Genomic DNA, 25,030 nt, shown 5'->3' with positions numbered 1-25,030 from the left:
TTCAATCTATGTTTTCACTGCCCCATTCAACCTTTCGGCACTCCTTCTCTGGTTGTCTTTCGCCTTGCTTAGCGGTCTGTTTAGCGCTTGCCGCCACACCCTCTTTTGCCGGTAGCCGTATTGTAGGTACGGGTGGGGTAAGTGCTATTGAAGGGGCTGCTGGCGGTGGTTTATCACCTTGGGCCGTGCTTTCCAGCACCGCAAGCGATCAGGAAATAGGCGCCACTGCCGCCGCTACTCGTGCTTGGGTAGACGACTATAGATTGACGGTGACCGGCGCCAGCCTGAATGTTTATGATCGTGTTGAAGTCTCCGTGGCCCGTCAAACCCTTGATTTAGAAACCCTGGGAGGCGAACTAGGCCAGGATATTTATGGCGCGAAAGTACGCTTACTCGGCGATGTGCTCTATCACCCTTGGGGCATTTGGAGCCTTGGGGTGCAACATAAGCGACTGGTTGATGGCACTATTCCCACCGCCCTGGGCGCTGATGAAACAAGCGGCACCGACGTGTATCTTAGCGGCAGCAAGCTGCTATTTAGTGCGATTGCTGGGCGCAATGTGCTGCTCAACGCGACCCTGCGTAATACCGATGCCAACCAGGGCGGTTTACTTGGTTTTGGCGGTGACCAGGAAGGGCGTTCGTGGATGGCCGAGGGGAGCGTGGGCGTCTTTATTACCCCGCAATGGATTGTTGGCGCCGAGTATCGCCAGAAACCCGATAACCTAAGTGTGGCTGAAGAAGATGATTGGCAAAGTCTCTACAGCGCTTACTTCTTCAATAAGCATTTATCGCTCACGGGCGCGTGGTTGGACTTAGGGGACATTGCCGGCCTACCTTCCCAACGCGGCGGCTATCTTTCACTTCAAGCAGCTTTCTAAGCGGGGCGCTATGAGATTTCCACGCAAATACAATCGTACGCGCCGTGATTTAATAGCGGTTATTTTTGCAGCAATCGCACTTACGCTCGCAGGCTGCACTCATCAGACAGCCACTCAATCGGCAACGCTTTACGAGCGCCTTGGCGGGCAGGATACTATCGATACGGTGGTCGAGAATCTTTTATACCGAATTGCGGATGACCCCGAGGTGGTGGTGTTTTTTGCTAACACGAATATCGATCTATTTGCCGCATCCCTGGCCACCCAACTGTGTGACATCAGCGATGGACCCTGCCACTACGAAGGCCCGCCGATGGATCGAGCGCATCAACATATGGGGCTGACAGATGTGCATTTTAATCGTGTCGTTGAATATCTTGATGCCGCAATGCAGGCAGAAGATATTCCCCTGGGCGCACGGAATGAGCTGCTGGGCAGGCTCGCCCCGATGTACACAGACATTATGCGTTTTCAGTAACCTGCCAGCCGTCATGACCCACCGTTTTGACCCGGTAGAGCGCGTTGTCAGCAGTCGCGTAAGCGCAGGAAAAAACGCGGAGCTGAAGTGATGGCTAATCTCTCGACTTAGGTTTAGGTGTTACCACTTCGCCTCTATACTGCGGATCATCCAGATCCAATCGTCAAAATCACGCAGGTTCTCAACATCACGATTATCGTTAGTATAGTCTCGCTCGACGAGCCGAGCTGGGCCGCGTGTGCGGATGGTAAGCGGGTCACCATCCTCCTTCGTAATTAAGTACCAGCGGGGGTCATCCCACCCCTCAAGCGTCACTTCATAGTCATCCCAGGCAGTAAAGTGAAGCGCCGGGGGCACTTCGCCAAACTGTTCAATCAGAAAGGTGCGAAACTCTAGGCCCTGCATCTCCACATCGCGCCCTTGATAGGGATCGTAGAGCGTAAACGTATCGTCAGACATGGCACGCAAATCACTTAGCGCGACCTTTTGAGTGACATCGCCATTGATTATGCTTAATGCCTGGGCGAAGGCAGCCGCGGGAAGGGCAATACCCACGACGATTAATGCACACGCTAACAGATCACGTGCACGACCCCATGGGCCGCGGTGTAAAGCAACTGCGTTCATGGCATGGCTTCCTGGTAAATTCACTCTTATAAAAGAACTTTACCAGAGCACGCCTTGTATTACTCCTCAATGCACGCTAGTGGATACAACTTACCAGTACATTTCAGGCAAAAAAAAGCCAGCCCAAGGTGGGCTGGCAACAGGAGGCTTACTAGGCTGGTAAAACTAAGCTAGCAAACCCCCTCCCCTGACAAGGTTTACATGAACCGGGAAAGCTACTTCTTACGCCCACCTTTGCGTAGATGATCGCGAATCACGAAGCCCACCCAGCCCACCATAAATGCGATTACTAACGCGACGGTGGCTAAGCCGAAGATAATTGTGTCATCCCAATACATGGTGAATCCTCCCGCCGTGATGTATGCGTTCATACTAGTCACTAACGGGCGGAAGAATGCTGACCTGGGTCAAGTTAAGCAAGGCAGGGAGAAGTGGTTAAACAGGAAATTGATACTCGTCAATTTTTGGCCAGCACTACAGCACCTTGCGGTCTTCGACTTTGCTGTGCTCGGTACCCGGTGGTAATGGATGGCCTTTGGCTAACTCTGCACGGGTAGCGTCGCGCACGTCTAAAATAGTCACTTTATAGTTCAGCGTACGTCCGGCCAGGGGGTGGTTGGTATCGACGGTGACGCGATCGCCATCGACTTCCAGCACCGTGACAATTTGCGGCCCGGCTTCGCCCTCCGTTTGAAAACGGCTGCCCGGTTCCAACTCAGCGTTACCAAATGAGCCGCGGCTGACTTCTTGCACCAGACCTTCGTTACGCACACCATAGGCATCCGCAGGCATTAGTTGAACGCTAAGCTCGGCGCCAACAGTTTGCCCTGCTAGCGCCTTCTCCAACCCTGGCACGATATTGTCGTGGCCATGCAGGTACTCTAGCGGCTTATTGCGCGCCAGGGAGTCATCCAATACCTGCTTGCTGCCATCGTTGAGCACGTCGCTAAGAACATAGTGCAAGGTAACTACCTGATGCGCGGTAATCGACATGGAAAACTCCTCTCCGGTAAGCTGTCGGTTTTGTGTTAGAACGTTGTAATAGAACAATGTCTCAGTTTACCACCTGGCCATTGCCAGCGTCTTTCCACCAGGAGTAGCGTTTAATGTTGAGCCCCACCCCCCAGCGCAGTTGGCTTGCTGCGCTGGCGATTTATTGTCGTGCACCCGTTATTACCATGCTGTTTTTGGGGTTTTCCGCAGGCCTGCCTTTTCTGCTGGTGTTTTCAACGCTCTCCGCCTGGTTGCGCAGCGATGGCGTTGAGGTCGCGGCGATTGGTTTTTTTGCCTGGATCGGCATGCTCTACTCAATCAAATTTTTCTGGGCCCCAGTGGTGGATCGGCTGGCACTACCGCTACTAACCCGCGCCTTTGGTCAACGACGCGGCTGGATGCTGTTAGCACAAAGCCTGATTGCGGCTGGGCTGATCGGCCTCGCCGGTTTGAGCCCGGTGGGTAATCTCGGCTGGGTGGCTCTGTTTGCACTGCTAGTAGCGTTTGGCTCAGCGACGCAAGATATTGCAATCGACGCCTACCGTATTGAGTCCGCCGATGACGATGTCCAGGCCGCTATGGCCTCGACCTATATTATTGGCTATCGAGGCGGTTTGTTGGCCGCAGGTGCCGGTGCGCTGTATATCGCGGCGTCGACCTCTTGGGATGTGGCGTATCTGACTATGGCGGCGTTAATGAGCATTGGCGTGATTACCGTACTGCTGCGTCCGGAGCCAAAACGCGCCTCCCTCTCCGTTCAACTTATCCACGAGCCTAAGGTACGGGCGTTTATTCGCGCCAGCCGGGGCAAGCCTAAAATACTGCGCCGCCTGGGTGCCTGGAGTATTGGTGCGCTGGTCTGTCCGTTTACCGACTTTTTTAGCCGCTATGGAGTGAAAGCGCTGTGGATTTTAGTGTTTATTGCGGTATTCAGGATTAGCGATTTGGCCATGGCCTCCATGGCCAACCCGCTGTATATCGACCTGGGCTTTTCGCTGGCCGAGATTGCCAATGTAACCAATATATTTGGCATTGCGATGAGTATTACCGGCGGGATTTTAGGCGGGCTTCTTGTCGCCCGCTACGGCATCGGCCCGCTGCTGATCTTCGGCGCGGGACTGGTGATGATAACGAACCTGCTGTTTGCCCTCCTTGCCCTGGTAGGCAGTCAATTACCCATGCTGGTAATCACGATTATTGGCGATAACCTCGCCAACGGCTTAGCCAGCGCGGTGTTTATCGCCTTTCTCTCCAGCCTCACTTCACGCGCCTACACCGCCACGCAATACGCGCTGTTCTCGTCATTAATGACACTACCGGGAAAATTTCTAAGCGGTTTTGGGGGGCTGGTCGTCACCGCTCAGGGCTACCCGAGCTTTTTTGTCATCGCCACACTGCTAGGCATACCGGCGATTGTATTGGCGATCTGGATCAGCCGAGACAAACAATTAGTGCCCACCCCCAAGCCTGCTTGAACAGGCTTGAAGGATTAGCCGAGTGAAGGTTTAGACTAGCGGTGAGCTTCTAACCACTCCAACGCCCCAGGCGTTGTGCGCCACTGATCGCGCATCAAGGTACGGTACTGCCATGCTTCCGCCCGGGAGCCGGGGTCAACCTGGCCATCCGGGTGGGGCATAGAGGGCCGGGGGCTTTCGGCACAAATCAGCTCTAGCGCGTAGCGGTTATGGCCAAGCACATCAACAAGCGCGGCTTCGGCTGCCTCATGCTGCTCTAAACGATAGAGCGCCAGGGTTTTGCCCATTAGCAGTCCGAGCACTAGCGAGCCATCGTCGTCACTCTCTTCAGCCAGCGCTAACGCCTCTTCATTGCGATCATCGCGCAGTAGCTGGTCGAGCACCAGTTCACGCAGGCCCAAGCTATCCTCCTGGTCGATCAGCAGTAGCTCCTCGGCGAGTTCCCGTGAGTGCTGGCGGGCACCCCGCTCCATACCCACAACCAAGGCTAACCCCGTGCGCAGCAGCATGGCGTTGTCGGCATCGTCCCAGCACAGGTTACCGCCGCCTTCGGCGCGGGCTTGTTCCAGCCAGCGCGAAAGGCGCAGCGCCAGCGGTTCCAGCAGGCTGGGGGCCATCCAGGGCAGGCTGCCAAAACGGCTGGTGAGCGCCAAAGTTACGTCTTGCACTACCTGGGGCGCGTCCAGCCACTCGGGATGCGCGCAGAGTGCCGACATCCACTCAATGGCGTTGCCCCAAGGGTCATCACGAAAGCCCAGCGCTACGTCTTCATCCACCAGCACTTGAAAGTGCTCATGCCAAGCGGCAAATAGCGTTGCCTCCCGGGCACTGGAGTTGTAAAACAAACGCCCACTTTCAGGGTCGGCGCTGACATCGATTTTGGGGGCCGTCGGCAGCGCAGCCAACAATGCCTGAAGCGCCACCAATGGGGTGGCCAGATCCTCTTCCGCACTGAGCAACTGATCGGCAAGCGTCGCGCCGGGGTTATCCGCCAACGCAGCGAGAAAATCCAACTGATCTTCATCCAGCTCGCCCTGGCGCACCAGGCGGCGGTACCAGAAGTTGGCACGCTCTTTAGCCTCCTGCTCGTGACCTTCATGCAGCAATAGCATGGCTTCAATGTAGGCCAATGTGGGCGAATCAGGCAGCGCCTGCTGAGCCTTAACAAAGGCGCCCCGGGCACTGTCCAGATCATCGTTGTCCAGATGCATTAAACACAGTCGCTCAAGCGCCACACCGCGTAAGAACAGCGGCCCGCGCTCCATCACATCGTCCAGCAGGTCGGCGCGTTTCCGGCTAAAGCCGCGCTCTTGATAGATATCCAGCAAAATCTCAAAGGCCGGCTCGGCCTGGTCAGGCAGGCGTGACCAGTCGCTACCATCGAACAGCGATTCAAGGATTTGCATTGCGCGCCCCGTCTGGCCGCTTTCAGCGGCGATCAACCCGGCTTCCAGCAGTGCTTGAGCCGGTGCCCGCTGGCTATCCAATGCGGCTTTCAGGGTCGCACCCTTCCATTCGCGCAGCGAGAGCATCCACATCATCTGGTCGGGTATTTCGGTGGGAAACTCAACCTGGTAGCAGCACTGCTTGAATTTGCGCCCAGAGTCACACCAGCAGGGTTCATTACGCCCCGGCGTGGCGAGGGGCTCGCAGGCGAAATCGAGCCGCTCCAGCGGGGTTTGCGACCATAGCACCGGTGCCAACGCCTGGGCCATGGCCACATCGCCTTCAAAGGCGTCCGCGCCTTGGGCGCGCACCCAGGTCATAAAATCCGGATAGTGTTCTTGTTGCCTGATTGCCGAGAGTGCCCCGGAGGCGAATCCCAGCAGCTGATCGACCCATACCGCCAGCATTGCCGTCTCCACTGTGTTAAAAGCGGCATAGTTTAGCATGTCCCTTAAGGTTCACGCAGAGAGGATTGGCGACGATGTTAAGGGCTGCTAGAGTGCAGCGATTTGAGCAAACCACACAGCGTTCGAGTCAACTGGAGCGATGCAATGAGCGAACTAACCGTTAGCCTCTGCCAAGGTTCGGCGATAGCCCCCCATTTGCCAGCGCTTGCCCGCCTTCGCATTCGAGTATTTCGTGACTTTCCCTACCTTTACGATGGCGAACTCAGCTACGAATCGGATTATTTAGGTCGCTATGCTGAGAACCCGAATAGTTTATTCGTACTGGCCTTCGACAGAGAAGAACTGGTGGGGGCAGCAACCGGACAACCTCTTGAGAATGAGGTCGACGAATTCCGCCAACCGTTTATAACCAACGGCATCGATCCCGAGCGCGTTTTCTACTATGGTGAATCCGTGCTGCTTCCCACCTATCGTGGCAGTGGAACGGGTAAACGCTTTTTGGCCGAACGAGAAGCCCACGCCAAACGACAGAGATTTGATATAGCCGCTTTTTGCGCGGTAGAACGACCCGCAGATCACCCCGCTGAACCTGCCGACTACCGCTCGCTTCAAGGTTTTTGGAACGCCCATGGCTACCAGCGCCATGGAGAGCTTGCCACCACCTTCGCTTGGCGAGATATTGGCGAGCAGGCGGAAAGCCATAAGCCCATGGTGTTTTGGCTGAAACCCCTTGGCTAGGGAGTCACTCGCCTGGATGGTTTACGCCCACTCAAGCAGCGGTCGGGTTCGCTCATGCATATCCAACCGCGCTCCCAAACGTACCAGATTCCAGTAGTGGCCGTTCAGCGCCCGAGAGAGCAGCAGCGTATCGGCGGGGGGCTGCAGACGATCCATCGCCGCCCATACTTTCGGGGTCAGCTCGCGCAGACGGCGGTGTACCCGTACATCGCTAAAATCCTGCTCCCCCGGTTCAAACAGCGGCGCGATACATTCGGCAGATTCACGATAGAGCGCCAGCGGCGCTCCCTGCCCTTGGCGGCCGCCCATTTGCATCAAGGCTTCATCCATCCCCATTGGATCATGTTTTAGCGTGGCATCAAGCAGTTGCATCATTGCTTTCAAGCGCGCATCAGGTACGGCAATCACCGCGCCTAAATCGTAAATCACCAGTCGCCCCTGGGCATCGGCGGCAAAATTGCCAGCGTGAGGGTCGGCGTGGAACTCGCCGTAGGTAAATAGCTCTTGGGTTATCCAGTCTGCCAGCGTTTGGGCGATACCTTGGCGCGTCGTGTCATCTGCATCGGTTAACTCGCGCAGAGGAGTGCCCTCCACGTAGCGCATCGCCAAGACATGGGGGCCGGAAAGCTCAGTCAGCGGCTCGGGAATCACCAGCCGTGGGTCATCCTTATAGCGCTCACGGTAACGGGCCAGCGCAGCGGCTTCTGCGTGATAATCCAGCTCGCCACGCAGGCTTTCGGCAAGCTCTTCAAACAGAGCGTCCAAGCGCGCCTGGGGCACTTTAAACCAGCGGCCTAAACGCACAATGCGCCGCACCTGGATCAAATCGCTCTCCAGCACCTCGGCAAGGCCAGGGTACTGCACCTTGAGCACGACAATTTCGCCCTCATGGGTAGTGGCGCGGTGAACCTGCCCCATGGAGGCGCTGGCAAAGGGCCGCTCCTCGACTTCGCTGAAGTAGTGGTCAATATCGCCATACTGCTGAATCAGCGCTTCATGAATACGCGGCCAAGGCATCGGCTCGGCCTGCCGCTGCAAGCGGGCAAGCTCCTCGGCGAGATCGGGCGGCAGCAGATCATCCCACTGGGACATAATTTGGGCCAGCTTCATGGCCGGGCCTTTCAGCTCTGAAAGCCCCTCAACAGCGCTTCACCCAGGGCGCGCCAGTCCGCTTGGCCACCTAAACGGGTTTTAAGCAACGCCCCGCCGGTACGTGCCCCCAATCCCATTAAACGACGCGTTCTGCCGTGATCACGCATTTGCTGCCTCTCCTGGTTACTCAACTCACCACTTAACTAAGCCGAATTATTTATACACAACTGATACAATAAAAATATTTTGAAAATATCTAGCATCACTATACATCCCCCTACGATACCTTGCTCTATATAGATCAATGTGTCTGCTACCATAGGCGCCATTCAAGGATACGATGAAGGCTTCGCTGCTATGCGCCTGATAATTGCCGAAAAACCCAGCCTCGCCCAAGCCATTGCCGAGGCATTACCGGGCACTAGCAAACGCCAGGAGGGCGCGGTGGTATGTGGCGACACCACGGTCACCTGGTGCCTGGGGCACCTGTTAGAACAAGCGCCGCCGGAAGCCTACGACCCCGCCGACAAACAGTGGCGGCTGGATCGGCTACCCATTGTGCCGCAGCAGTGGAAACTGATGCCGCGATCTAAGGCGCGGGGCCAACTGGCAGTGATTCGCAAGCTGATCAAACAAGCAACGGATGTGGTGCACGCCGGCGACCCTGATCGTGAAGGCCAGTTACTGGTGCAGGAAGTCATCGAGTACATGAAGTATCGCGGCCCGGTACAACGGCTGCTAATCAGTGATTTGAACAAGCCTGCCGTCAGCCGGGCGCTTGCCAAGCTACGCTCCAACGCCGACTACCAGCCGCTGTTTCAGGCGGCCCAGGCCCGCTCCCGTGCCGACTGGCTGTATGGCATTAACCTTACTCGCGCCTGGACGCTCACCGGCCGCCAGGCAGGCCACGACGGAGTGCTGTCTGTGGGACGCGTGCAAACTCCGGTACTGGGATTAATCGTGCGCCGCGATAACGCCATCCGTGATTTTGTGCCCCATCCGTTCTATCCGCTATGGGTCGATCTCAAGGTTACCCAAGGCCAATTGCGCGCCTGGTGGGCGCCCAAAGAGCATCAACCCCTTGACGATCAAGGCCGTTTGATTGACCGCAGGCCCGCCGATGCCTTGGCGGCTCAGTTACCCGGTGCATCAGGGCAACTCACCAAGCTCGACCAGCAGGAAAAACGCCAGGCACCACCGCTGCCCTACTCGCTCTCTGCCCTTCAGGTAGACGCCGCCCGACGTCATGGGCTTTCAGCGCAGATGGTGCTGGATATCTGCCAGCGGCTTTATGAACGCCACAAACTGATCACCTACCCGCGCTCCGATTGCCGCTATCTACCCGAAGAGCACCTTCAACTTGCCCAGCGAAGTCTAAGCAGTGCGTGCCAGAACGATGACGGGCTTCAGCAGTGGCTAAAGGGAGCGGACTTCACCCTGCGCTCCAAGGCGTGGAACGATAAGCAGGTTGGCGCCCACCACGCCATTGCACCGACCGGCAAGCCCGCTGATTTCAGGCAGCTCTCCGCTACCGAAGGCCACGTATTCCGGTTGATCGTGCGCAACGTGATGGCGCAGTTTTACCGCCCGCTGCGCACCTTCGAAGTCAAAGCCGAGTTTACGCTGCTTAATGAAGCTTTCCGCGCCCGCGGGCAAAGTATTCTCGACCCAGGCTGGAAACCGCTGTTTACTACCCGCGATGAAACCCCACCGCTGCCGCCGCTGACCCAAGGTGAAGCATGCCAAGCACTCGGCGCAGGCGTTGAAGAGAAAGAGACCCGTCCGCCGGAGCCCTTCACCGATGCCAGCCTAATCAAGGCGATGATGAACATTGGCCGCTACGTGGACGATCCGGAAGTACGCCGCACCCTACGCGACACCGATGGCCTGGGCACCGAAGCCACCCGCGCAGGCATTATCGAAACCCTGGTGCAGCGCGGCTATTTAGTGCGCCAGCAAAAGGCTCTGCGCGCCACCAAGCTGGGCAGCGCCCTGATCGCCGCCCTGCCCAGCGCGGTAAGCACCCCGGAGCGCACCGCCTTATGGGAGCAGCGCCTACGCGCCATTGCCGAACAGCAGGACGACCCCGACGCCTTTCAGCAGGCGCTGCTGGAGGATCTACGCGGTTTGCTCACCCACAGCGATGCAGGAAAGCTCAGGCAGAGCCTGCAAAGCGCCCAGGGAGAGGCTGGAGGCCCTTTGATGCGCTCGGGTAAGCCGAGAAAGAGCTATGCGAGAAGGAAAAGTACGGGAACCCGCACGGATACGAAAGGCAAGCGTGGCAAAGGGTATTCGAGTAATAATTGAGGGCTATTTTTAGACTTAAAGTCAGTGAGGCACAGCGATATCGACCAGCTGAGTCGGCGGCAATAAATCAAGGCTTGCTTTCATGGTACGCACCTCTTCGGCTGGTGGTCGGCCAAAGAACCGCTTAAATTCGCGACTAAACTGGAAGGGGCTCTCATAGCCGACTCGGCTAGCGGCGGCTGCCGTTACCCCATCACGATTCAATATTATATTTAACCGCCTCTGTCATGCGTGCCGCACCTGGATGAACTCGCCGATTCGGTCACGTCTTAAGAGTAATATACATGCTGGGTGGCTTAACGCGCCGCACGCCATTAACAATCAAATAGGATTAGGCAATGATGCAATAGGATCACCTATACAGATGCCCGCCGCGGTAGCTTAGTCTTCTCAAGGTCAATTACTGAGAGGATGACTCAATGACTACGTTATCAACCCCATCTTCTAAAGTCGTTTTATTAACCGGTGCCAGCAGCGGTATCGGTGAAGCCACTGCCCGTTGGCTGGCAGGCCAAGGGCACCGCTTGATCATTGGTGCACGCCGCACCGACCGACTGGAGGCATTAACCCACTCTCTGCGTGCAGCAGGCGGCACAGTGGATTTTCAGGCATTGGATGTCACCGATCTTGAAGACATGCAAGCGTTTGCGGATTTTGCGATCCATACCCATGGTCGCATTGATGTGATCATCAACAACGCAGGCGTAATGCCGCTCTCGCCTTTAGCGGCGCTCAAGGTGGATGAGTGGAACCGCATGATCGACGTCAATATTCGCGGCGTACTCAATGGTATTGCTGCCGTTCTGCCGACGATGCAAGCCCAGAAGAGCGGTCAGGTGATCAATATCTCTTCCATCGGCGGCCTCACGGTTATGCCCACTGCCGCCGTTTACTGCGCCACCAAATATGCGGTACGCGCTATTTCCGATGGGCTACGTCAGGAAACCGACAATATCCGCGTGACCTGTGTCTACCCAGGCGTGGTGGAATCGGAACTGGCCCACACCATCACCGACGCTGAAACTGCAAAAGCGATCGATCTTTTCCGTCAGATTGCCCTCAAGCCCGAGGCGATCGCTTCCGCCATAGCCCATGCCATCAACCAGCCTGATGACGTCGATACCAGCGATATCGTGGTGCGACCTACCGCCAGCCAATAACACCTCATCCGTCACGCCCGAACTATTCGGGTGTGCACTTGAGCACAGGAGCTTTCAAATGCAAGAAACCAAATCTCCCATTTATTGGACAAGAGCACTGGTGGTCGCGGGCATTATCACTATTTTTCCAGCGGCCAGCTCTGCTGAAACCACACCGAACGAAGGAAATGCCCCTATGACAGACCACCCGTATGTTGGAATGTGGGTCACGAAAGATGGCCGCATTCGTCATCAACTTTTAGCCAACAATCGGTACGACGAGGCCCGCGGTGAGCGTGAAAGCGCTTACCAAGGGCGCTACCAGGTGACGGGTAACTATATCGAATACTGGGACGACACCGGATTTACTGCAGATGGCGAGTTTATAGACGGCGTGCTGTATCACGCCGGTATGGTGCTATATCGCAAAGAGTGATTTTTAATCCGAGTGAGTCGCCATCAATAAACAACAACACTCCTATAGCGCCATCAAACATCGGCACTATCTTCATCATGCCCTGAGTGGGAAGCTTTTTTCTTGCTGATTGAATCAGAAAAGAAAGGCACTACGTAGAGGACTACCCAGGCCAGCAGCGTACACAGAACCGCCGTCTGCTCGCGTCCCAGGCCGACGGCTATGCCAATTGCCGCCGTCAACCAAACCCCTGCCGCCGTGGTAAGCCCGGACGTACCTTTTTCATCTTTACGGGTGATAATGGTGCCGGCACACAGAAAACCGATGCCTGCAATCACGCCCTGGATGACCCGGCTCATTTCCGCGTCAGAGATACCCGTTTGCTGAGGGATAAATATAAAGACAGCAGATCCCATGCAGACCAGCATATGGGTGCGTATTCCAGCGGCCTTGCCCCTCTGCTCTCGCTCAAGCCCCAATAGACCGCCCAGCACAGCTGCCAACAGCAAGCGAATCACCACAATGACGAATTCACTCAGATCATTAAAGTCCGAAAACTCGGATATTACAGTATTAATAACTACTTCCATCGTTTCGTTCCTTGACTGCCAGAGTAACGGTGCTTAAATAGTGAACAACCGCGAAGCTTCGAAGGGTAACCAACAGGGCACCCTGTTAACCAACTCAGCAGGAGAGTAGATTGTTATCAAACCCCACAAGATAACGGTATAAAAATCTACAACTGTCAATTCATCAACGTACACAGCCCTCCCGGTACCGCCAACACCCAATCACGAATAGCCTGTATCGTCGGGTCATGCCGTCGGCTTTCGGGGTAGACCAGGAAGAACGGCTTACCTTCAAATTCCGGGCCGAAAGGTTGCACCAAGCGCCCCTCCTCCAGCTCCTCTTTAATCAACTGGCGGCTCATCAGCGCTACGCCCTGCTCACCCACAGCGGCAGAGATCGCGTGGGTCTCGTCGGAAAACACCAGCCCGGCGCTAACGTCCAGCCCAGGCACCTTTGCGTGTTTCTGCCAGAAGCCCCAATTCAGTGGCGCTGACACTTCTCCCTGAGGGCGGAAGTGAATCAATGGGTGCAAAGGTAGCTGGGCTACCTCACGCAAACCAAGGCGCGGGCTACAGGTCGGGATAAAGGTGTTATCAAAGAGTTTATCCGCGACCAACCCAGGCCAACGGCCATCGCCATAACGAATGGCGATGTCTGCCGTTACCCCATCCAGCGGAACCGGCTCATGTGAGGCATGAATACGCAGATCAATATCAGGATGGGAATCGCGCAGCATACACACCCAGGGCAGCAACCAGCGCACCGCCACAGCTGGCGTGGTAGAGAGCGTGACGGTTTGGCGAACAGGCACTGCGCTCAGCCCCTCGACGACACTGCTGATGCTATCAAAGGCAGTTTCCAACACCTGCTGCAGCTCACGACCTTGAGGTGTTAGCTCCAGTTGACGCGGCTTACGCAAAAACAGCGAAACGCCCAGCGCCTCTTCGAGTCCGCGTACTTGGTGGCTAATGGCCGTGGCAGTCACCGACAGTTCCTTTGCGGCCTGCTTGGCGCTCTCATGCCGGGCAGCCGCTTCAAAAGCGCGAAGCGAGGAAAGAGAGGGTAATCGGCGATGGATCATGAATGAGTTCTGCTCATCTGTATCTATAAGAAAAGATCGTTTGTTTAGGCTGAAAGGCTCGGCCTAAGCTAAGCCTGTTGTTAATCATAGATGAGTTCAACTCAGATTAGGAGGCTACCATGACACACATTCTGCACATAGACGCTAGTGCCCGGCCCGGTATTGCGGGAACAGATAATCACGGCTCACACAGTCGCCATCTGTCCTATCGGTTTATCAGTCAGTGGCAATCGAGCCGCCCACAAGATACGGTCACCTATCGCGACATAGGTCAAAACCCGCCATCGATTATTAATCACGACTGGATTGCGTCTGCCTTCACCCCCGAAGAGCGGCTTGAACCCTGGATGAGGGAAGCTCTGGCAGAAAGCGACCAACTGGTCGATGAGCTGATGGCAGCGGACATTCTGGTGATCGGCACGCCGCTCTACAATTTCGGCATGCCAGCTGCCCTAAAGGCATGGGTCGATCAAGTGGTGCGAGCGGGCCGAACGGTGGAGATCGATGAGAGCAACCCGACCGACCCTTACATTCCAAAACTGAATGATCGGCCAAGGCATGCCGTTATTCTCACTGCCAGAGGCGGCGTAAATATGTCGCCTGGTGAAGAAATGGCTCATATGAACCATCTGGAACCGCACCTGGCCACAGCACTAGGATTTATTGGTATTACCCGCCTTCATTACATTGCGATCGAAGGCCAGGAAGTGGGCGGAGAACTGCTGGCCGCGTCCGTTGCCGAGGCAGTCGGTAAAGTAGAAGCGCTGGTGGATGAATTGCAGGTGGCGTTCAGGGACGCCCCCACCCCCGAACCAGCCTAGACGCTAGGTGAACAATCCGCATTTAAGGTACGGAAATCGCTGACTCAGGAAATCCGTACCTTGCGTATCTACCTAGCACTAGCCGCCAGCCGTGCGCCTAAAGCCACAAACAGTGCCCCTAGGCCTCTATCCATCCATACACCAACGCGCGGTTTTCTCTTTAGAAAAGCCCCCAGTTTCGCCCCCACGATTACCAGAGGGGGCTCTATGACAGCGGCGACCGCAATAATCAGGCTGCCATGCAATAACAGCTGAGCCTCGGCTGGGCCAGCGCCTTCCACGATAAATTGCGGCAGGAAAGCCAGAAAAAAGATAGCCACCTTGGGGTTTAGCGCTGATACCAAAACGCCCTGCCAATAAACAGCGGAGCGTTTTTTATGGCCAGGCTTGTCTGCAGAGACAAATTGACCCCCTCTGGAGAGCAACATATTAATACCGAGCCATATCAGGTAGGCGGCCCCGACCCATTTAACAATCGAAAACGCCAGTGCGGATGTCGCCAGAACGGCTGAAAGACCAACGGCAGCCATCACGACATGCAGCGCCGCCCCTGTCCAAACCCCTAACATCGCGGCGACACCATGTCGCCGTCCACTGCGTAACGTTTGCCCCAGTATGTAGGCGATATCTGGCCCCGGTGATAGGTTCAAAAGCACAGCTGCGGTGAAAAACGACATCCAGTGAAGCAGCGAGTAATCAAACAACGTTATTTTCCTTAATTATTTAGCTGTCAAAAACGCCAGGTTTTAATGACTGTGATCCAGCCAGAACGCGGCTGTGCCTTCATCTTTAGGCCTTACAAGGCTCTTAGCTAGCATCCTATTTGTCCCGTAACGGCACTGACTAAAGGCTATCTTTCAACGCCTCGTTAATAAAATCCCCCTTGGCAGCCGTGTAAGCTTCTCGGTCTGAAGGGAACTCTGTTGCCCATAGGTGCTTCTGCTTCTCATACTGTTGCGCCAGTTTAGTATCAGCACGCAGCTTATTGCGAAACGCCAGCCGACGATGCCACTCCTCGCTGCCATACACCATAAGATGCAGATGATGCGTCCTACGCCCCTCAGCCCAGCGCATTAACCAACGCCGCCCGACCAAAGAAGCGTTGTACTCCTTTGATGTAGCATATTTGGCACGGCACAACGGCTCCAATAACTCATCGGCCCGGGATATTGAGTCTACGCCAGCCAGAATATCGATGATTGGCTTGGCCGATAGATCAGGAACAGCGGTACTTCCGATGTGCTCAATGGCTAGAAATTCATCTGGAAATAAGTCCAGCAGCCTGGCTCGCTCCTTCTCAAAGAGCGTTGGCCAAGTCGGATCATAGGGAAATAGTGCGACCTCCTCATGGATGGCTCGATTTAAAGATTCCGTTTCATCCATGGTTGAGGTTCCCCAGTAGCGCGAATTGTTGGCTATGCATCATCTGATAACAGTGGCGGCATGGGGCAATCGAGAATATCGGCCATAGCACGGAACAGCTCGGCTTCGGCAGGCAGAATGCGTCCGCTGTGCTCAATACAGCGCGCCATCGCTTGCAACAGGGCAGGCTTGTGCAATGGCTTTAAGCGCCGCAAACGCTCCACTGCCAGGCTTAGCGCACGCATATCACTTATATCGTCAGTGGCCGTTAATGAGAACGGCAGTTCCCTTTCGGCGGCGTTAAGCGCGGCGCTTATCTCAACCGGGTCGTCTTGACCTGCGGTGGCCAGCACCGTCAGTAGCAACTGACACTCCCGCTGCAGATCGTTTAACTTGAGGTTCGCGGGCCCACTGCCTTGCTGACCTAAGTTACTCAACAACAGCTGATATAGCGTCCACTCAAACAGAGTCACCTGGCCATCCGCCTCGATTAGCCGCTCCATACAGAGGCGAAAGTGTTGGGCCTGCTCCATTGAAAGCGAACGTAACGCTGGCAGCGCCAGTTCAATCAGTGGCAAGCGTAACTGTACATCCAGCCTCAACATTTCCGGGCCATACTCCATCAGCGCTCGGTAAACATCTGGCAGTGCAACTTGATGCAATGCCTTGAGCTGATGATGACGCATTGTCTTATCCTGGCTGAGCAGCAGCGAATAGACCAAAGCACGAGCGGCATAAGGCTCATGGGCGGCGGTTTTAATCCGCTCAGGCAGCGCCTCTAGCGTTGCTCTAGCTTGGGCAAGGTGGCGCTGACCAGGCTGACCCATGGTGTTAATGGCCGCTTGTGCAGAGGCTCCGGTTAACACAGCCGCTGTTGCTCCCAATCCGGCTCCTCGCCCAAGCGTCGGATCCGCACCAGACCGCTCATCGTTGTATTCTGGTTCTGGTGCGTCACTCTCGGCTTGCGGGGTGGGCAAAGTGGCTTCGAAGCGGCCATTCCAGTCCGGCATGACGCGCTTGATGCGATCTTTAAGTGGCGGGTGGGTGGCCATCATTTGGCTAAACCCCTGCCGCACGCCTTGACCGAAGAAAAGATGACTGAATTCCGCGGCCTGTGTCGCTTGCAGGTAAGAGCCCTGGGTATGCGAGCCGATTTTAACCAGCGCGTTACCAATCCCCTGAGGGTTGCGGGTAAATTGCACCGCAGAGGCATCCGCCAGGTATTCACGCTGCCGACTGACCGCTGATTTGATCAAATTGCCAAAAAAGGTACCCGCGTAGCCGATCAGCATTAACACCGCCCCCAGCGCCAAAACGACAGCGCCTGAGTTGTCGCGCTTTCCACCACCCACCCGCCGAAAGCGCATACTGCGCAGCACTGTCCCGCCCAATAAGCCAATGATGAGAATGCCATGGAGGATGCTGATCAGGCGCATATTCAACCGCATGTCACCATGCAGAATATGGCTAAACTCATGAGCTACAACGCCCTGCAGCTCATCCCGCGTCAGGTTACGGATCGTGCCGCGAGTAATCCCGATCACGGCATCATTAGTTTGATAACCGGCGGCGAAGGCATTGATGCTCTCCTCCTCCAGCACATAAACGGAGGGCACTGGCGTTCCAGAGGCTATCGCCATCTCTTCAACCACATTGAGAATGCGCCGCTCGTCAGCATCGCGGGTATTAAGATTGATCTCGCGTCCACCCAGGGCTTCGGCCACTACCCGGCCACCACGCTTTAGCTGACTGCGCTTGAATAACCCACCCAGCACCACGACGGCCAGCACGGCAATAGCAACGCCAATGACAAGTTCAATCGAGAGAGCCGACCACATCCCCTGAGTAGAAAGGTTGGTTTGGGTCGCGGATTGGCTCCCCATCAGATGAAGGGCGATGGCAATTGCCAGCGTGGTAACTGTAATCAGGGCGAGTACTGCCAGTACCATCAAAATAACCAGACGCCCTGTTTTACGACGAGCATTATCCTGCGCGGTAAAAAAATCCATGTCGCGTTTTCCCTGAGCTTAGAACGACACCTTAGGCGCCTCTTGAATCTGGGCGCTGTCTTCAAACTCTAACAACGAGGCATCTTGCCCATGGCCGAACATGCCAGCCACTGCGACTGGCGGGAAGCTCTGCCGATAAGTGTTGTAGTGCATCACCGCATCATTAAATGACTGCCGCGCAAAGGCCACCTTATTTTCAGTACTGGTTAGCTCTTCTGACAACTGCTGCATATTTTCTGAGGCTTTTAAATCCGGGTAGGCTTCCATCACCACGTTAAGCCGCCCCATCGCCTGGGTCAGCGCGCCCTCAGCGCCACCCAGGTCTGCCATCGCTTTGGCACTGCCCGGGTTTGCCGCGGCCGCTTTTAGCCCAGCGGCCGCGGTATTACGCGCCTCGATGACCGACTGCAGGGTCTCCCGCTCATGGCTCAGATACCCCTTGGCAGTTTCAACGAGATTAGGAATCAGGTCATGCCGCCGTTTAAGTTGCACTTCGATTTGGGCAAAGGCGTTCTCAAAGCGATTTTTCAACGACACAAGTCGGTTGTAGACACCGATTACATAAAAGGCAATAACGGCGATGATCGCCACGATGATGATAAGCGTAAGCAGCATGGTGCTTCCTTTTAGTAGCTATTTGTCAGTAAAAAGCCGGTCTATGAAAAGCTAGACAATGAGCGCCTAGCCCGTGAAAAAAGTAGCCAACAAACTCAATATCGTACGTTCATACATCACGTTGCAAGCTTAGGGAGAAAGGAAATGTCGACATAGTATTGTTGAAGATCCCCTTTCTCATAAAACACGGTGATCGTATCAGTATGAATGTAATTCGATGGATCAAACCAGATATTATGGCTTTTAAACACATGCACTTCCGAGGTGGCAGGGTTCTGCCATTGGGTGATCACCTGGAATGGGTGCCTGCCGTTCACTGAGAAGCGTGTATTTAACTCTACCCCCTGATAGTGGGTATCGATAGGCACACCATTTTGCTTTAAAGATTCGCCTTTGCGACGCCTGAACTCAGGCACGAACATAAGAATGACGCCTGCCAGCAAGAACACAATGCCTATACCGGCAAGAATCGCCTCTGCTCCCCATAGTGAAAAAAACTATTGATTCGTGGACTATTTCGCTCGCCGGGCTGGTATAAAACCTCCACCTGCTGACCTGGGGAGTAGCTTGGCGGATTGCTGCTTGTCGATGATGTAAAATTCACTAGCTGACCGCTTTCATTTGTGAATTGAACCACAGGGCGATAAGTAATCGAGTCGCTTGACCGAGATTCAACCAGCTCAAGTACCGTACCTTGAGTGACCACTGCCTCTGAGAGAAAATCTTTTGTATTCAGCAATAGAAATACAGAAACGACGAGCAAGGCAATACCAACCACTAACGACGTTAGCTTTACAAAGAAAAGTGTTTTCACTTCCACTCCTTGGACATACTGGGATTGACGTAGCAAACTGGAACCAGAACAGTTTTTACAGGCGAAACAGTCTATTAGGTAAAGCTTAAAAAAAACCAGCTTATGCGTCAATTAGGAATAATTATCGAGTATGGAATCGCTCTATACGGTGTATACATAGCAAAAAATGAACTAATCATGGTAGAGCGAAGATAGGGTGAACCCATTGACAAGCTTAATTAATGCGCTGTGCGGGAAGCTTTGTTCTTCTGATAAAACTATATCTGAGTTAGATAACAGCTTTAACCAGTTAGTCTTTAACTTAACAGGCTTCAGGTCGACAGCTTTTCATATCAAATTAGATAGCAACCTAACTTACCGTTGTATCGATAAAAATGCCCCCAATCAATATGTTCCCACGCTGTGGCTCGCCTCTCCCTCTTGCAATCAGCACGCCCCCGACGAGTACCTGCTCGAAACGATTATCGAACAGGGCCTGAAGCTCGCTGCCGGTATGCTCTGGAACTTAAGTGAGCCTAAAGAACAGGCTTTCAAACCAACGACAACAACCACCCATCGCACAGCCACGAAGGCAGAATAAAATGACGACTCCTGAAGAAAACAGCGTCGATAATGAAGCCATTCATTGGGATCAGGATATTAGCTACGGCCAGTACCTGGATCTGGAACCCTTGCTTGCTTGCCAAAATCCGGCTTCTGATGAACACGATGAATTACTCTTTATCGTTATCCATCAAGTATCGGAGCTATGGATCAAACTTTGCCTTCACGAAGCTCATGGTGCCGCAGCGCATATTCAAGAAGATAACCTGCGCCCTGCTTTCAAGATGCTATCGCGGGTTTCCAGAATTCAGGAACAGCTTATCAAGGCCTGGGAAGTGTTGGTCACCATGACCCCCGCCGACTATGCCAGCTTCCGAGACAGCCTTGGCCAAAGCTCTGGGTTTCAGTCCTATCAATATCGGGAAATGGAATTCCTGTTGGGTAACAAGAACGCCAAGCTAATCGAAGCTCACCGATCAAAGCCCAAACACTACCAAAAACTTCAGGAAGCCCTCCATTCCCCCAGTCTTTACGATATCGTGCTGCAGTTGCTTGCCAATCGCGGCTTCAGCATCCCGGAAAGCAAAACCCAACGCGATTGGAGTATTCCCTACACCGCCTGTAGCGAGGTGGAAGCGGTCTGGACGGAAATCTACCGCAACAGCGAACAACATTGGGATCTATACGAGCTTGCTGAAAAACTGGTGGATGTCGAATTCAACTTTCAGCGCTGGCGATTCAGCCACATGAAAACAGTCGAACGTATCATTGGTTATAGACGCGGCACAGGCGGAACGGCTGGGGTGAATTATCTGGTCAAAGCGCTGGATCTTCAGTTCTTCCCGGAACTGTGGAGTGTTCGGACGACGATATAAACACTTGGCGCACTGCTGCGCAACCAGTTTAACTACCGCCTTGATATTCAAAACAGCGACATACAATTTTTCGGAGCAGCCATATGCCTGTAAGCCTGGATAGTGTTCGTGAGCGTGACCGCCAAGACCCATTGGCAGACTTTAAAAGCCATTTCGCCCTGCCCGAAGGCGTGCTTTATCTTGATGGGAACTCACTAGGCGCTCAACCGAAGGCAGCCAAACAGGCGGTCGATGAGACCCTGGATCAATGGCGCGACCAACTGATCAAAGGCTGGAACCAGGGTTGGTTCGATGCTCCAGAGCGCCTGGGCAATCTACTAGCCCCAGTGATAGGTGCGCAACGCGGTGAGGTGAGTGTTACCGATAATATCACGCTAAATATCTTCAAGCTGCTGGGGTACATTCTCGGCCAAGGCAAGAGTGGTTGCCAGGCGGTTCTTAGCGAAGGCGGCAACTTCCCGACCGATGGTTACATCGCCCAAGGCTATTGCCGGGTGAGCGGCGCCGAGCACCGCTTCCTGCCTGAAGGAGGCAACTTGGCCGAACACCTCGACGGTGTAGCCGTGGTGGTACTGAGCCAGGTTAACTACCGTACTGGCAAATTACGCGATATGGCCACCACCACGAAACTGGTGCACGACCACGGCGCGGAAGTCATCTGGGATTTGGCCCATTCCGCAGGCGCACTGCCCATTGATCTAAACGGTTGCGGCGCTCGCTACGCCGTAGGCTGTACGTACAAGTACCTTAACGGCGGCCCTGGCGCGCCAGCTTTTTTATACGTGCATAGCGATCACCAAGACAAAGGTTGGCAGCCGCTTTCCGGCTGGCACGGCCATGCATCGCCCTTCGCTTTTGAAGCGGACTACACCCCAGCGGGGGATATTTCCCGCTTTCGCACTGGCACCCATTCGGCACTTGCCTACGCCGCTCTGGAAGCCTCGCTCGACCTATGGAGCGAGGTGGACATGCAGGCGCTGAGAGCAAAAAGTCTGGCCATGAGCGACCTGTTTCGAGAGTGTTTAAGCGATATTTTTACCACTCATCATATTGACGATATAACCCCATCAGCCAGTGAGCGCGGCAGCCAGGTATCACTGGTGGATAGTCAAAACGGCTACGCTATCGTTCAAGCCTTGATTGCCCGCGGTGTAATCGGCGACTACCGGGAGCCCGGCTTAATGCGTTTTGGTTTTACCCCGCTATACCTCAGTTTTGAAGATGTTTGGCAGGCCGCCCAGCACTTCCGCGAGGTAATGGAAAGCGGTGAGTACCAGGATCCGCAGTTTCATGTGCGTGGAGCCGTTACCTAATAGAGGTACGTGATGACTGAAACACCCCTGAACCTCGCCTACTCGCCGAGCTATTTCGCTCGGGATTATGAAGCCACTTTAACGCACCAGGCCGCTTTAGGTAGTGACCTGGTGGCACGCCACCAGCCGATTACCCTGCGCTACGATGAAGATCCGGCGGCCCGTCTCAACCTGTTTATCCCTGAAAACACCATGGGCCCTTGGTCATTGATGCTATTTATTCACGGCGGCTACTGGCAGGCGCTGGATAACACCGCGACGGACTTTCTGGCTGAACGCTACTTGGCCAGTGGTATGGCTTTCGCCTCCCTGGGTTACGGCTTAGCACCGGAAACGTCCATTAACACTATGGTGAGCCAATGCCTTGAGGGGATTGCGGCGGCATGTAACGCTCTCGCGGATAACGGTGGCGTGTGGTCTATTGTATTAGGGGGCCATAGCGCCGGTGCCCAGTTGGCTTACTGGGTCGCCGCCAGGGGTGACATACCCATTGATAAATTGATACTGGTTAGCGGCGTTTATGACCTAACGCCATTGGTGGATACCTACGTTAACGAAGCGCTGGAGCTCACTTCAACCCAAGCACTTGCGTTAAGTCCTATATTTGCCGATTTGAGCAAACTACCCTCATGCCAAGTGGTCATCGCCAAAAACGATCCACCTACTTTTCGGCAACAAGCGCACGATTTTGTTGCAGCGTTAAAGACTAGCCATATCCAAGTCGAGCTCGTGGATATAGCTAACTGCGATCACTTTGATGTGTTAGATGCGTTATAAAACTTGAAGAGGTAATTAGCTGTGGTAAAGACCCCCATGGCCAGCACCAAGCGGATGATGATCGTCTAGCTTACTCAATATCTTAACCGTGAATGGCTGCTTCGATCTCAGCAATGTTGATTTTTTTCATCTGCATCATCGCGTCGAATGCGCGCTTAGCGACGGCAGGATTAGGATTGGTAACGGCTTTAATCAGCACAGCAGGCGTTATCTGCCACGATATTCCCCATTTATCCTTGCACCAGCCACAGGCGCTTTCCTCGCCACCATTGCTAACAATGGCATTCCAATAGCGATCCGTTTCGCCTTGGTCATTCGTTGAGACCTGAAAAGAGAATGACTCATTGTGCGTAACCCCAGGCCCGCCGTTGAGGCCAAGGCACGGAATGCCCATCACGGTAAACTCGACGGTCAATACATCACCTTGCTTACCCGAAGGAAAGTCCCCCGGTGCTTGATGAACCGCCCTGACAAACGAATCAGGAAAGGTGCCAGCGTAAAAGCGCGCTGCCTCTTCTGCACCACCATCGTACCAAAGGCAAACAGTGTTCTTTGCGGGGGTAGTCATGTTACGTCTCCACTAAAACCATACTGCTCATCAAGCCCAGTGAAATATTGACTGAACTTACCAAGTCTCCTCAGAGCCTGGCGGCCCTATATCGAGCTGCATATCAGGTGCTATATCCACTACGCCTTTGATCTTTTTCAGCCGTTCCGCCGTGGCATCGTCAGCCGAGCCGGTAATACAGCCGATCTCCTCCAGCACCTCCTGGATGGTTAACCCTTCAGCGCTGAGGCGCGTGGCCATTTCATTTATCGGTTGATCGCTGGAAATAGTGATCAACCATAGCGCTACCGTTGGCATCTGACATATCTCCATAGTAAGAGCGCTGGGCGGCCAGAAAGGAGCACCGGCCCAGCGCGTCGTCTAACATTAGGGCGCTTGCACCAACCCTGCTCCCACGCGGGAATCGGCAAACTGCAGGCGCCGCGCTGAAGCCACCAGTTGCTCCCAGAGCTTCCTTCCCCGAAGCGAGGAGTCGGACTCTGCCCAGAGTGCGGCGCAGCCTGCCACATGTGGCGTCGCCATGCTGGTGCCACTGATCGTTTTATGGCGGGTGGGCCGGGGCCATGAGGAGAGAATATCGCGCCCAGGCGCGGCAATCTCAATCTTGCCATGATTGGAGAAGCTAGAGGGTTTCAGGTTCGGATCCAGGGAGGCCACCGACATCACGGTAGGTGAGTTGGCAGGCGCCCCTGTATTGGTTGCAGAATTGCCCGCTGCAGCGATAACGAGGCACCCATTACGCAGCGCCGCTTCACCAGCATGGGTGTAGGCGGCCTGCACCGGGCTCTGGCTGCCAAGCGACATAGAGATCACTTCACACCGGTTGGCGATGGCCCAGTTCAGGCCAGCGAGCACGCCCGCCCCGGTACTGCTGCCCGAGTTGGTCAGCACCTTGCCGACGAAGACCTGCGCCTCATACGCGATCCCGTAACGCTGCGTGTTTTCACCGGGCGCCTGGGGGCCACAGGCCGTGCCGATACAGTGAGTACCGTGCCCGTTAATATCCTGAACCGGCTCCCCTACAAATGAGCGGGTAACGAACTCCCTGCCCTCGAAATCCGGGTGGCCAAGATCCATCCCGGTATCCAGAACGGCGACTTTTATACCCGCGCCACTCCAGCTACTTTGCGGCACCTTACAGCGTTTTAGCCCCCAAGTTGGCCGAAAGGCGTCCTCTTCAAGGTTCTCTTCGCCTTCTTCCAAATCCAGCTCAACGCCAAGATCACGAGCGATGGTGCTGGCTGCCCGCAAAAACCCCGTAGATATTCAGAATTTTCAGAAAAGGCGAAATACTCTGGCTCAATAATTTCGATGGGGCTATCCGCGGCGACCTTACCCAGCGCACTCATGCCATGCTGCTGAAGAGCATCGCCGCCTACCAGTGCCACTCCAAGCTCCGGAAATACCATTGCCTCGGCATCTCCGGCATCTTCCAGACTAACGGCTTGATCGCTAAAATCTCGTGCATCAGCGACCCGAAATTTCTGGGCTTTCAGCGACTTAATGCCTTCTTCTACCCGCCCCTCACGGTAACTGATCAAAAAGCGCCCGGTTTCAAGACAGCTACCGCCCCGCTCGAGGGCTGCCAATAACAGTTTTTCGGTGCCGCATGAAACAGTGGCGAGTGACTCACCCGCTGGCGTATTGCCTTTACCTGTCGGTTTTTTCGCCATCGTAGACATCC

Annotated in this window: 29 protein-coding genes and 1 pseudogene; 12 read left to right on the top strand and 18 right to left on the bottom strand. The window is 54.9% G+C overall.

The window, feature by feature from the left end; all coding sequences use genetic code 11:
* Nucleotides 1–8: 8 nt before the first annotated feature.
* A complete protein-coding gene (locus tag OM794_RS09255) occupies nt 9–881 on the top strand; it encodes a DUF3034 family protein (RefSeq protein ID WP_226249515.1) in 873 nt (290 codons plus the stop codon).
* A 10-nt stretch (nt 882–891) separates the two neighbouring features.
* Entirely contained in the window at nt 892–1,359 is a 468-nt protein-coding gene (locus OM794_RS09250) for a group I truncated hemoglobin (protein ID WP_226249516.1), read from the top strand.
* 120 nt (nt 1,360–1,479) lie between these two features.
* On the opposite strand, the gene OM794_RS09245 is transcribed toward OM794_RS09250, so the two are convergent.
* The 3 genes from OM794_RS09245 to OM794_RS09235 form a co-directional block, all read right to left on the bottom strand.
* On the bottom strand, nt 1,480–1,986 hold the full coding sequence (locus OM794_RS09245; RefSeq protein WP_226249517.1) for a hypothetical protein: 507 nt from the start codon (nt 1,984–1,986) through the stop codon (nt 1,480–1,482).
* A 215-nt stretch (nt 1,987–2,201) separates the two neighbouring features.
* On the bottom strand, nt 2,202–2,357 hold the full coding sequence (gene ccoM / locus OM794_RS09240) for a cytochrome c oxidase subunit CcoM (protein ID WP_226249518.1): 156 nt from the start codon (nt 2,355–2,357) through the stop codon (nt 2,202–2,204).
* 103 nt (nt 2,358–2,460) lie between these two features.
* Nucleotides 2,461–2,979: an FKBP-type peptidyl-prolyl cis-trans isomerase gene (locus tag OM794_RS09235; RefSeq protein ID WP_226249519.1), complete on the bottom strand. Its 519-nt coding sequence runs from the start codon at nt 2,977–2,979 to the stop codon at nt 2,461–2,463.
* 113 nt (nt 2,980–3,092) lie between these two features.
* Here OM794_RS09235 and OM794_RS09230 point away from each other — a divergent pair, with 113 nt between their 5' ends.
* Nucleotides 3,093–4,454, top strand: coding sequence for an AmpG family muropeptide MFS transporter (locus OM794_RS09230; RefSeq protein ID WP_226249520.1), 1,362 nt, complete (start codon nt 3,093–3,095; stop codon nt 4,452–4,454).
* A 35-nt stretch (nt 4,455–4,489) separates the two neighbouring features.
* Here the strand turns inward: OM794_RS09230 and OM794_RS09225 are convergent, their stop codons facing one another.
* Nucleotides 4,490–6,307 (bottom strand): SEC-C domain-containing protein, encoded by a 1,818-nt coding sequence (locus tag OM794_RS09225; RefSeq protein WP_226249521.1) that lies wholly within the window; start codon nt 6,305–6,307, stop codon nt 4,490–4,492.
* A 144-nt stretch (nt 6,308–6,451) separates the two neighbouring features.
* Here OM794_RS09225 and OM794_RS09220 point away from each other — a divergent pair, with 144 nt between their 5' ends.
* Complete coding sequence (locus OM794_RS09220) at nt 6,452–7,045, top strand: GNAT family N-acetyltransferase (protein ID WP_226249522.1); 594 nt, start codon at nt 6,452–6,454, stop codon at nt 7,043–7,045.
* Between the two features lie 21 nt (nt 7,046–7,066).
* Here OM794_RS09220 and OM794_RS09215 read toward each other — a convergent pair.
* Nucleotides 7,067–8,304: pseudogene (locus tag OM794_RS09215) on the bottom strand (ABC1 kinase family protein).
* Between the two features lie 190 nt (nt 8,305–8,494).
* On the opposite strand from OM794_RS09215, the gene OM794_RS09210 reads away from it, so the two are divergent.
* Nucleotides 8,495–10,444 (top strand): DNA topoisomerase III, encoded by a 1,950-nt coding sequence (locus tag OM794_RS09210; protein ID WP_226249524.1) that lies wholly within the window; start codon nt 8,495–8,497, stop codon nt 10,442–10,444.
* 21 nt (nt 10,445–10,465) lie between these two features.
* On the opposite strand, the gene OM794_RS09205 is transcribed toward OM794_RS09210, so the two are convergent.
* Nucleotides 10,466–10,648, bottom strand: a complete 183-nt coding sequence (locus OM794_RS09205) for a hypothetical protein (RefSeq protein WP_319001074.1) — start codon at nt 10,646–10,648, stop codon at nt 10,466–10,468.
* Nucleotides 10,649–10,863: 215 nt separating this feature from the next.
* On the opposite strand from OM794_RS09205, the gene OM794_RS09200 reads away from it, so the two are divergent.
* Together OM794_RS09200 and OM794_RS09195 are read left to right on the top strand one after the other, a co-directional pair.
* Entirely contained in the window at nt 10,864–11,604 is a 741-nt protein-coding gene (locus OM794_RS09200; RefSeq protein WP_226249525.1) for an SDR family oxidoreductase, read from the top strand.
* 58 nt (nt 11,605–11,662) lie between these two features.
* Nucleotides 11,663–12,019: an Atu4866 domain-containing protein gene (locus OM794_RS09195; RefSeq protein ID WP_226249526.1), complete on the top strand. Its 357-nt coding sequence runs from the start codon at nt 11,663–11,665 to the stop codon at nt 12,017–12,019.
* A 53-nt stretch (nt 12,020–12,072) separates the two neighbouring features.
* Here the strand turns inward: OM794_RS09195 and OM794_RS09190 are convergent, their stop codons facing one another.
* Together OM794_RS09190 and OM794_RS09185 are read right to left on the bottom strand one after the other, a co-directional pair.
* A complete protein-coding gene (locus tag OM794_RS09190; RefSeq protein ID WP_226249527.1) occupies nt 12,073–12,588 on the bottom strand; it encodes an MgtC/SapB family protein in 516 nt (171 codons plus the stop codon).
* A gap of 155 nt (nt 12,589–12,743) precedes the next feature.
* A complete protein-coding gene (locus tag OM794_RS09185; protein ID WP_226249528.1) occupies nt 12,744–13,649 on the bottom strand; it encodes a LysR substrate-binding domain-containing protein in 906 nt (301 codons plus the stop codon).
* Nucleotides 13,650–13,768: 119 nt separating this feature from the next.
* On the opposite strand from OM794_RS09185, the gene OM794_RS09180 reads away from it, so the two are divergent.
* A complete protein-coding gene (locus OM794_RS09180; RefSeq protein WP_226249529.1) occupies nt 13,769–14,470 on the top strand; it encodes an FMN-dependent NADH-azoreductase in 702 nt (233 codons plus the stop codon).
* 68 nt (nt 14,471–14,538) lie between these two features.
* On the opposite strand, the gene OM794_RS09175 is transcribed toward OM794_RS09180, so the two are convergent.
* The 6 genes from OM794_RS09175 to OM794_RS09150 all read right to left on the bottom strand — a co-directional run bounded on the left by OM794_RS09175 (nt 14,539) and on the right by OM794_RS09150 (nt 19,270).
* Entirely contained in the window at nt 14,539–15,174 is a 636-nt protein-coding gene (locus OM794_RS09175) for a LysE family translocator (RefSeq protein WP_226249530.1), read from the bottom strand.
* A 139-nt stretch (nt 15,175–15,313) separates the two neighbouring features.
* Nucleotides 15,314–15,853: a GrpB family protein gene (locus OM794_RS09170; RefSeq protein ID WP_226249531.1), complete on the bottom strand. Its 540-nt coding sequence runs from the start codon at nt 15,851–15,853 to the stop codon at nt 15,314–15,316.
* A gap of 32 nt (nt 15,854–15,885) precedes the next feature.
* Nucleotides 15,886–17,841 carry a M48 family metallopeptidase gene (locus tag OM794_RS09165; protein WP_226249532.1) on the bottom strand — a complete coding sequence of 652 codons (1,956 nt, stop codon included), beginning with the start codon at nt 17,839–17,841 and terminating at the stop codon, nt 15,886–15,888.
* Between the two features lie 18 nt (nt 17,842–17,859).
* A complete protein-coding gene (locus OM794_RS09160; RefSeq protein ID WP_226249533.1) occupies nt 17,860–18,456 on the bottom strand; it encodes a LemA family protein in 597 nt (198 codons plus the stop codon).
* 116 nt (nt 18,457–18,572) lie between these two features.
* On the bottom strand, nt 18,573–18,878 hold the full coding sequence (locus tag OM794_RS09155; protein ID WP_265154517.1) for a hypothetical protein: 306 nt from the start codon (nt 18,876–18,878) through the stop codon (nt 18,573–18,575).
* A 32-nt stretch (nt 18,879–18,910) separates the two neighbouring features.
* Nucleotides 18,911–19,270, bottom strand: a complete 360-nt coding sequence (locus tag OM794_RS09150) for a DUF3592 domain-containing protein (protein ID WP_265154515.1) — start codon at nt 19,268–19,270, stop codon at nt 18,911–18,913.
* A gap of 205 nt (nt 19,271–19,475) precedes the next feature.
* Here OM794_RS09150 and OM794_RS09145 point away from each other — a divergent pair, with 205 nt between their 5' ends.
* From OM794_RS09145 to OM794_RS09130, 4 genes are all read left to right on the top strand, one after another.
* Entirely contained in the window at nt 19,476–19,850 is a 375-nt protein-coding gene (locus OM794_RS09145; protein ID WP_226249535.1) for a hypothetical protein, read from the top strand.
* 1 nt (nt 19,851) lies between these two features.
* On the top strand, nt 19,852–20,688 hold the full coding sequence (gene kynA, locus OM794_RS09140; protein ID WP_226249536.1) for a tryptophan 2,3-dioxygenase: 837 nt from the start codon (nt 19,852–19,854) through the stop codon (nt 20,686–20,688).
* Between the two features lie 83 nt (nt 20,689–20,771).
* Nucleotides 20,772–22,001, top strand: coding sequence for a kynureninase (kynU, locus tag OM794_RS09135; RefSeq protein WP_226249537.1), 1,230 nt, complete (start codon nt 20,772–20,774; stop codon nt 21,999–22,001).
* A gap of 12 nt (nt 22,002–22,013) precedes the next feature.
* On the top strand, nt 22,014–22,778 hold the full coding sequence (locus OM794_RS09130; RefSeq protein WP_226249538.1) for an alpha/beta hydrolase: 765 nt from the start codon (nt 22,014–22,016) through the stop codon (nt 22,776–22,778).
* 82 nt (nt 22,779–22,860) lie between these two features.
* Here the strand turns inward: OM794_RS09130 and OM794_RS09125 are convergent, their stop codons facing one another.
* The 4 genes from OM794_RS09125 to OM794_RS09110 form a co-directional block, all read right to left on the bottom strand.
* Entirely contained in the window at nt 22,861–23,346 is a 486-nt protein-coding gene (locus OM794_RS09125) for a VOC family protein (RefSeq protein WP_226249539.1), read from the bottom strand.
* Between the two features lie 57 nt (nt 23,347–23,403).
* Nucleotides 23,404–23,643 carry a hypothetical protein gene (locus tag OM794_RS09120; RefSeq protein ID WP_226249540.1) on the bottom strand — a complete coding sequence of 80 codons (240 nt, stop codon included), beginning with the start codon at nt 23,641–23,643 and terminating at the stop codon, nt 23,404–23,406.
* A gap of 69 nt (nt 23,644–23,712) precedes the next feature.
* A complete protein-coding gene (locus tag OM794_RS09115) occupies nt 23,713–24,597 on the bottom strand; it encodes a S8 family serine peptidase (RefSeq protein ID WP_265154514.1) in 885 nt (294 codons plus the stop codon).
* Complete coding sequence (locus OM794_RS09110; protein ID WP_265154513.1) at nt 24,492–25,019, bottom strand: hypothetical protein; 528 nt, start codon at nt 25,017–25,019, stop codon at nt 24,492–24,494. Before OM794_RS09110 ends, OM794_RS09115 begins: the two co-directional genes overlap by 106 nt.
* Nucleotides 25,020–25,030 lie beyond the last annotated feature (11 nt).

Origin of the sequence: Halomonas sp. BDJS001, from assembly GCF_026104355.1 — a bacterium.
Taxonomy (GTDB): Bacteria; Pseudomonadota; Gammaproteobacteria; order Pseudomonadales; family Halomonadaceae; genus Vreelandella.
Note: the sequence above shows the minus strand (reverse complement) of the source record. Positions and strands in the feature narration are given on the sequence as shown.

Bases quoted from the DNA above. Each gene is read 5' to 3' on its own strand.
- OM794_RS09255 (WP_226249515.1), top strand. From the start codon at position 9: ATGTTTTCACTGCCCCATTCAACCTTTCGGCACTCCTTCTCTGGTTGT.
- OM794_RS09250 (WP_226249516.1), top strand. From the start codon at position 892: ATGAGATTTCCACGCAAATACAATCGTACGCGCCGTGATTTAATAGCG.
- OM794_RS09245 (WP_226249517.1), bottom strand. From the start codon at position 1,986: ATGAACGCAGTTGCTTTACACCGCGGCCCATGGGGTCGTGCACGTGAT.
- ccoM (WP_226249518.1), bottom strand. From the start codon at position 2,357: ATGAACGCATACATCACGGCGGGAGGATTCACCATGTATTGGGATGAC.
- OM794_RS09235 (WP_226249519.1), bottom strand. From the start codon at position 2,979: ATGTCGATTACCGCGCATCAGGTAGTTACCTTGCACTATGTTCTTAGC.
- OM794_RS09230 (WP_226249520.1), top strand. From the start codon at position 3,093: ATGTTGAGCCCCACCCCCCAGCGCAGTTGGCTTGCTGCGCTGGCGATT.
- OM794_RS09225 (WP_226249521.1), bottom strand. From the start codon at position 6,307: ATGCTGGCGGTATGGGTCGATCAGCTGCTGGGATTCGCCTCCGGGGCA.
- OM794_RS09220 (WP_226249522.1), top strand. From the start codon at position 6,452: ATGAGCGAACTAACCGTTAGCCTCTGCCAAGGTTCGGCGATAGCCCCC.
- OM794_RS09210 (WP_226249524.1), top strand. From the start codon at position 8,495: ATGCGCCTGATAATTGCCGAAAAACCCAGCCTCGCCCAAGCCATTGCC.
- OM794_RS09200 (WP_226249525.1), top strand. From the start codon at position 10,864: ATGACTACGTTATCAACCCCATCTTCTAAAGTCGTTTTATTAACCGGT.
- OM794_RS09195 (WP_226249526.1), top strand. From the start codon at position 11,663: ATGCAAGAAACCAAATCTCCCATTTATTGGACAAGAGCACTGGTGGTC.
- OM794_RS09190 (WP_226249527.1), bottom strand. From the start codon at position 12,588: ATGGAAGTAGTTATTAATACTGTAATATCCGAGTTTTCGGACTTTAAT.
- OM794_RS09185 (WP_226249528.1), bottom strand. From the start codon at position 13,649: ATGATCCATCGCCGATTACCCTCTCTTTCCTCGCTTCGCGCTTTTGAA.
- OM794_RS09180 (WP_226249529.1), top strand. From the start codon at position 13,769: ATGACACACATTCTGCACATAGACGCTAGTGCCCGGCCCGGTATTGCG.
- OM794_RS09170 (WP_226249531.1), bottom strand. From the start codon at position 15,853: ATGGATGAAACGGAATCTTTAAATCGAGCCATCCATGAGGAGGTCGCA.
- OM794_RS09165 (WP_226249532.1), bottom strand. From the start codon at position 17,841: ATGGATTTTTTTACCGCGCAGGATAATGCTCGTCGTAAAACAGGGCGT.
- OM794_RS09160 (WP_226249533.1), bottom strand. From the start codon at position 18,456: ATGCTGCTTACGCTTATCATCATCGTGGCGATCATCGCCGTTATTGCC.
- OM794_RS09155 (WP_265154517.1), bottom strand. From the start codon at position 18,878: ATGTTCGTGCCTGAGTTCAGGCGTCGCAAAGGCGAATCTTTAAAGCAA.
- kynA (WP_226249536.1), top strand. From the start codon at position 19,852: ATGACGACTCCTGAAGAAAACAGCGTCGATAATGAAGCCATTCATTGG.
- kynU (WP_226249537.1), top strand. From the start codon at position 20,772: ATGCCTGTAAGCCTGGATAGTGTTCGTGAGCGTGACCGCCAAGACCCA.
- OM794_RS09130 (WP_226249538.1), top strand. From the start codon at position 22,014: ATGACTGAAACACCCCTGAACCTCGCCTACTCGCCGAGCTATTTCGCT.
- OM794_RS09125 (WP_226249539.1), bottom strand. From the start codon at position 23,346: ATGACTACCCCCGCAAAGAACACTGTTTGCCTTTGGTACGATGGTGGT.
- OM794_RS09120 (WP_226249540.1), bottom strand. From the start codon at position 23,643: ATGCCAACGGTAGCGCTATGGTTGATCACTATTTCCAGCGATCAACCG.
- OM794_RS09110 (WP_265154513.1), bottom strand. From the start codon at position 25,019: ATGGCGAAAAAACCGACAGGTAAAGGCAATACGCCAGCGGGTGAGTCA.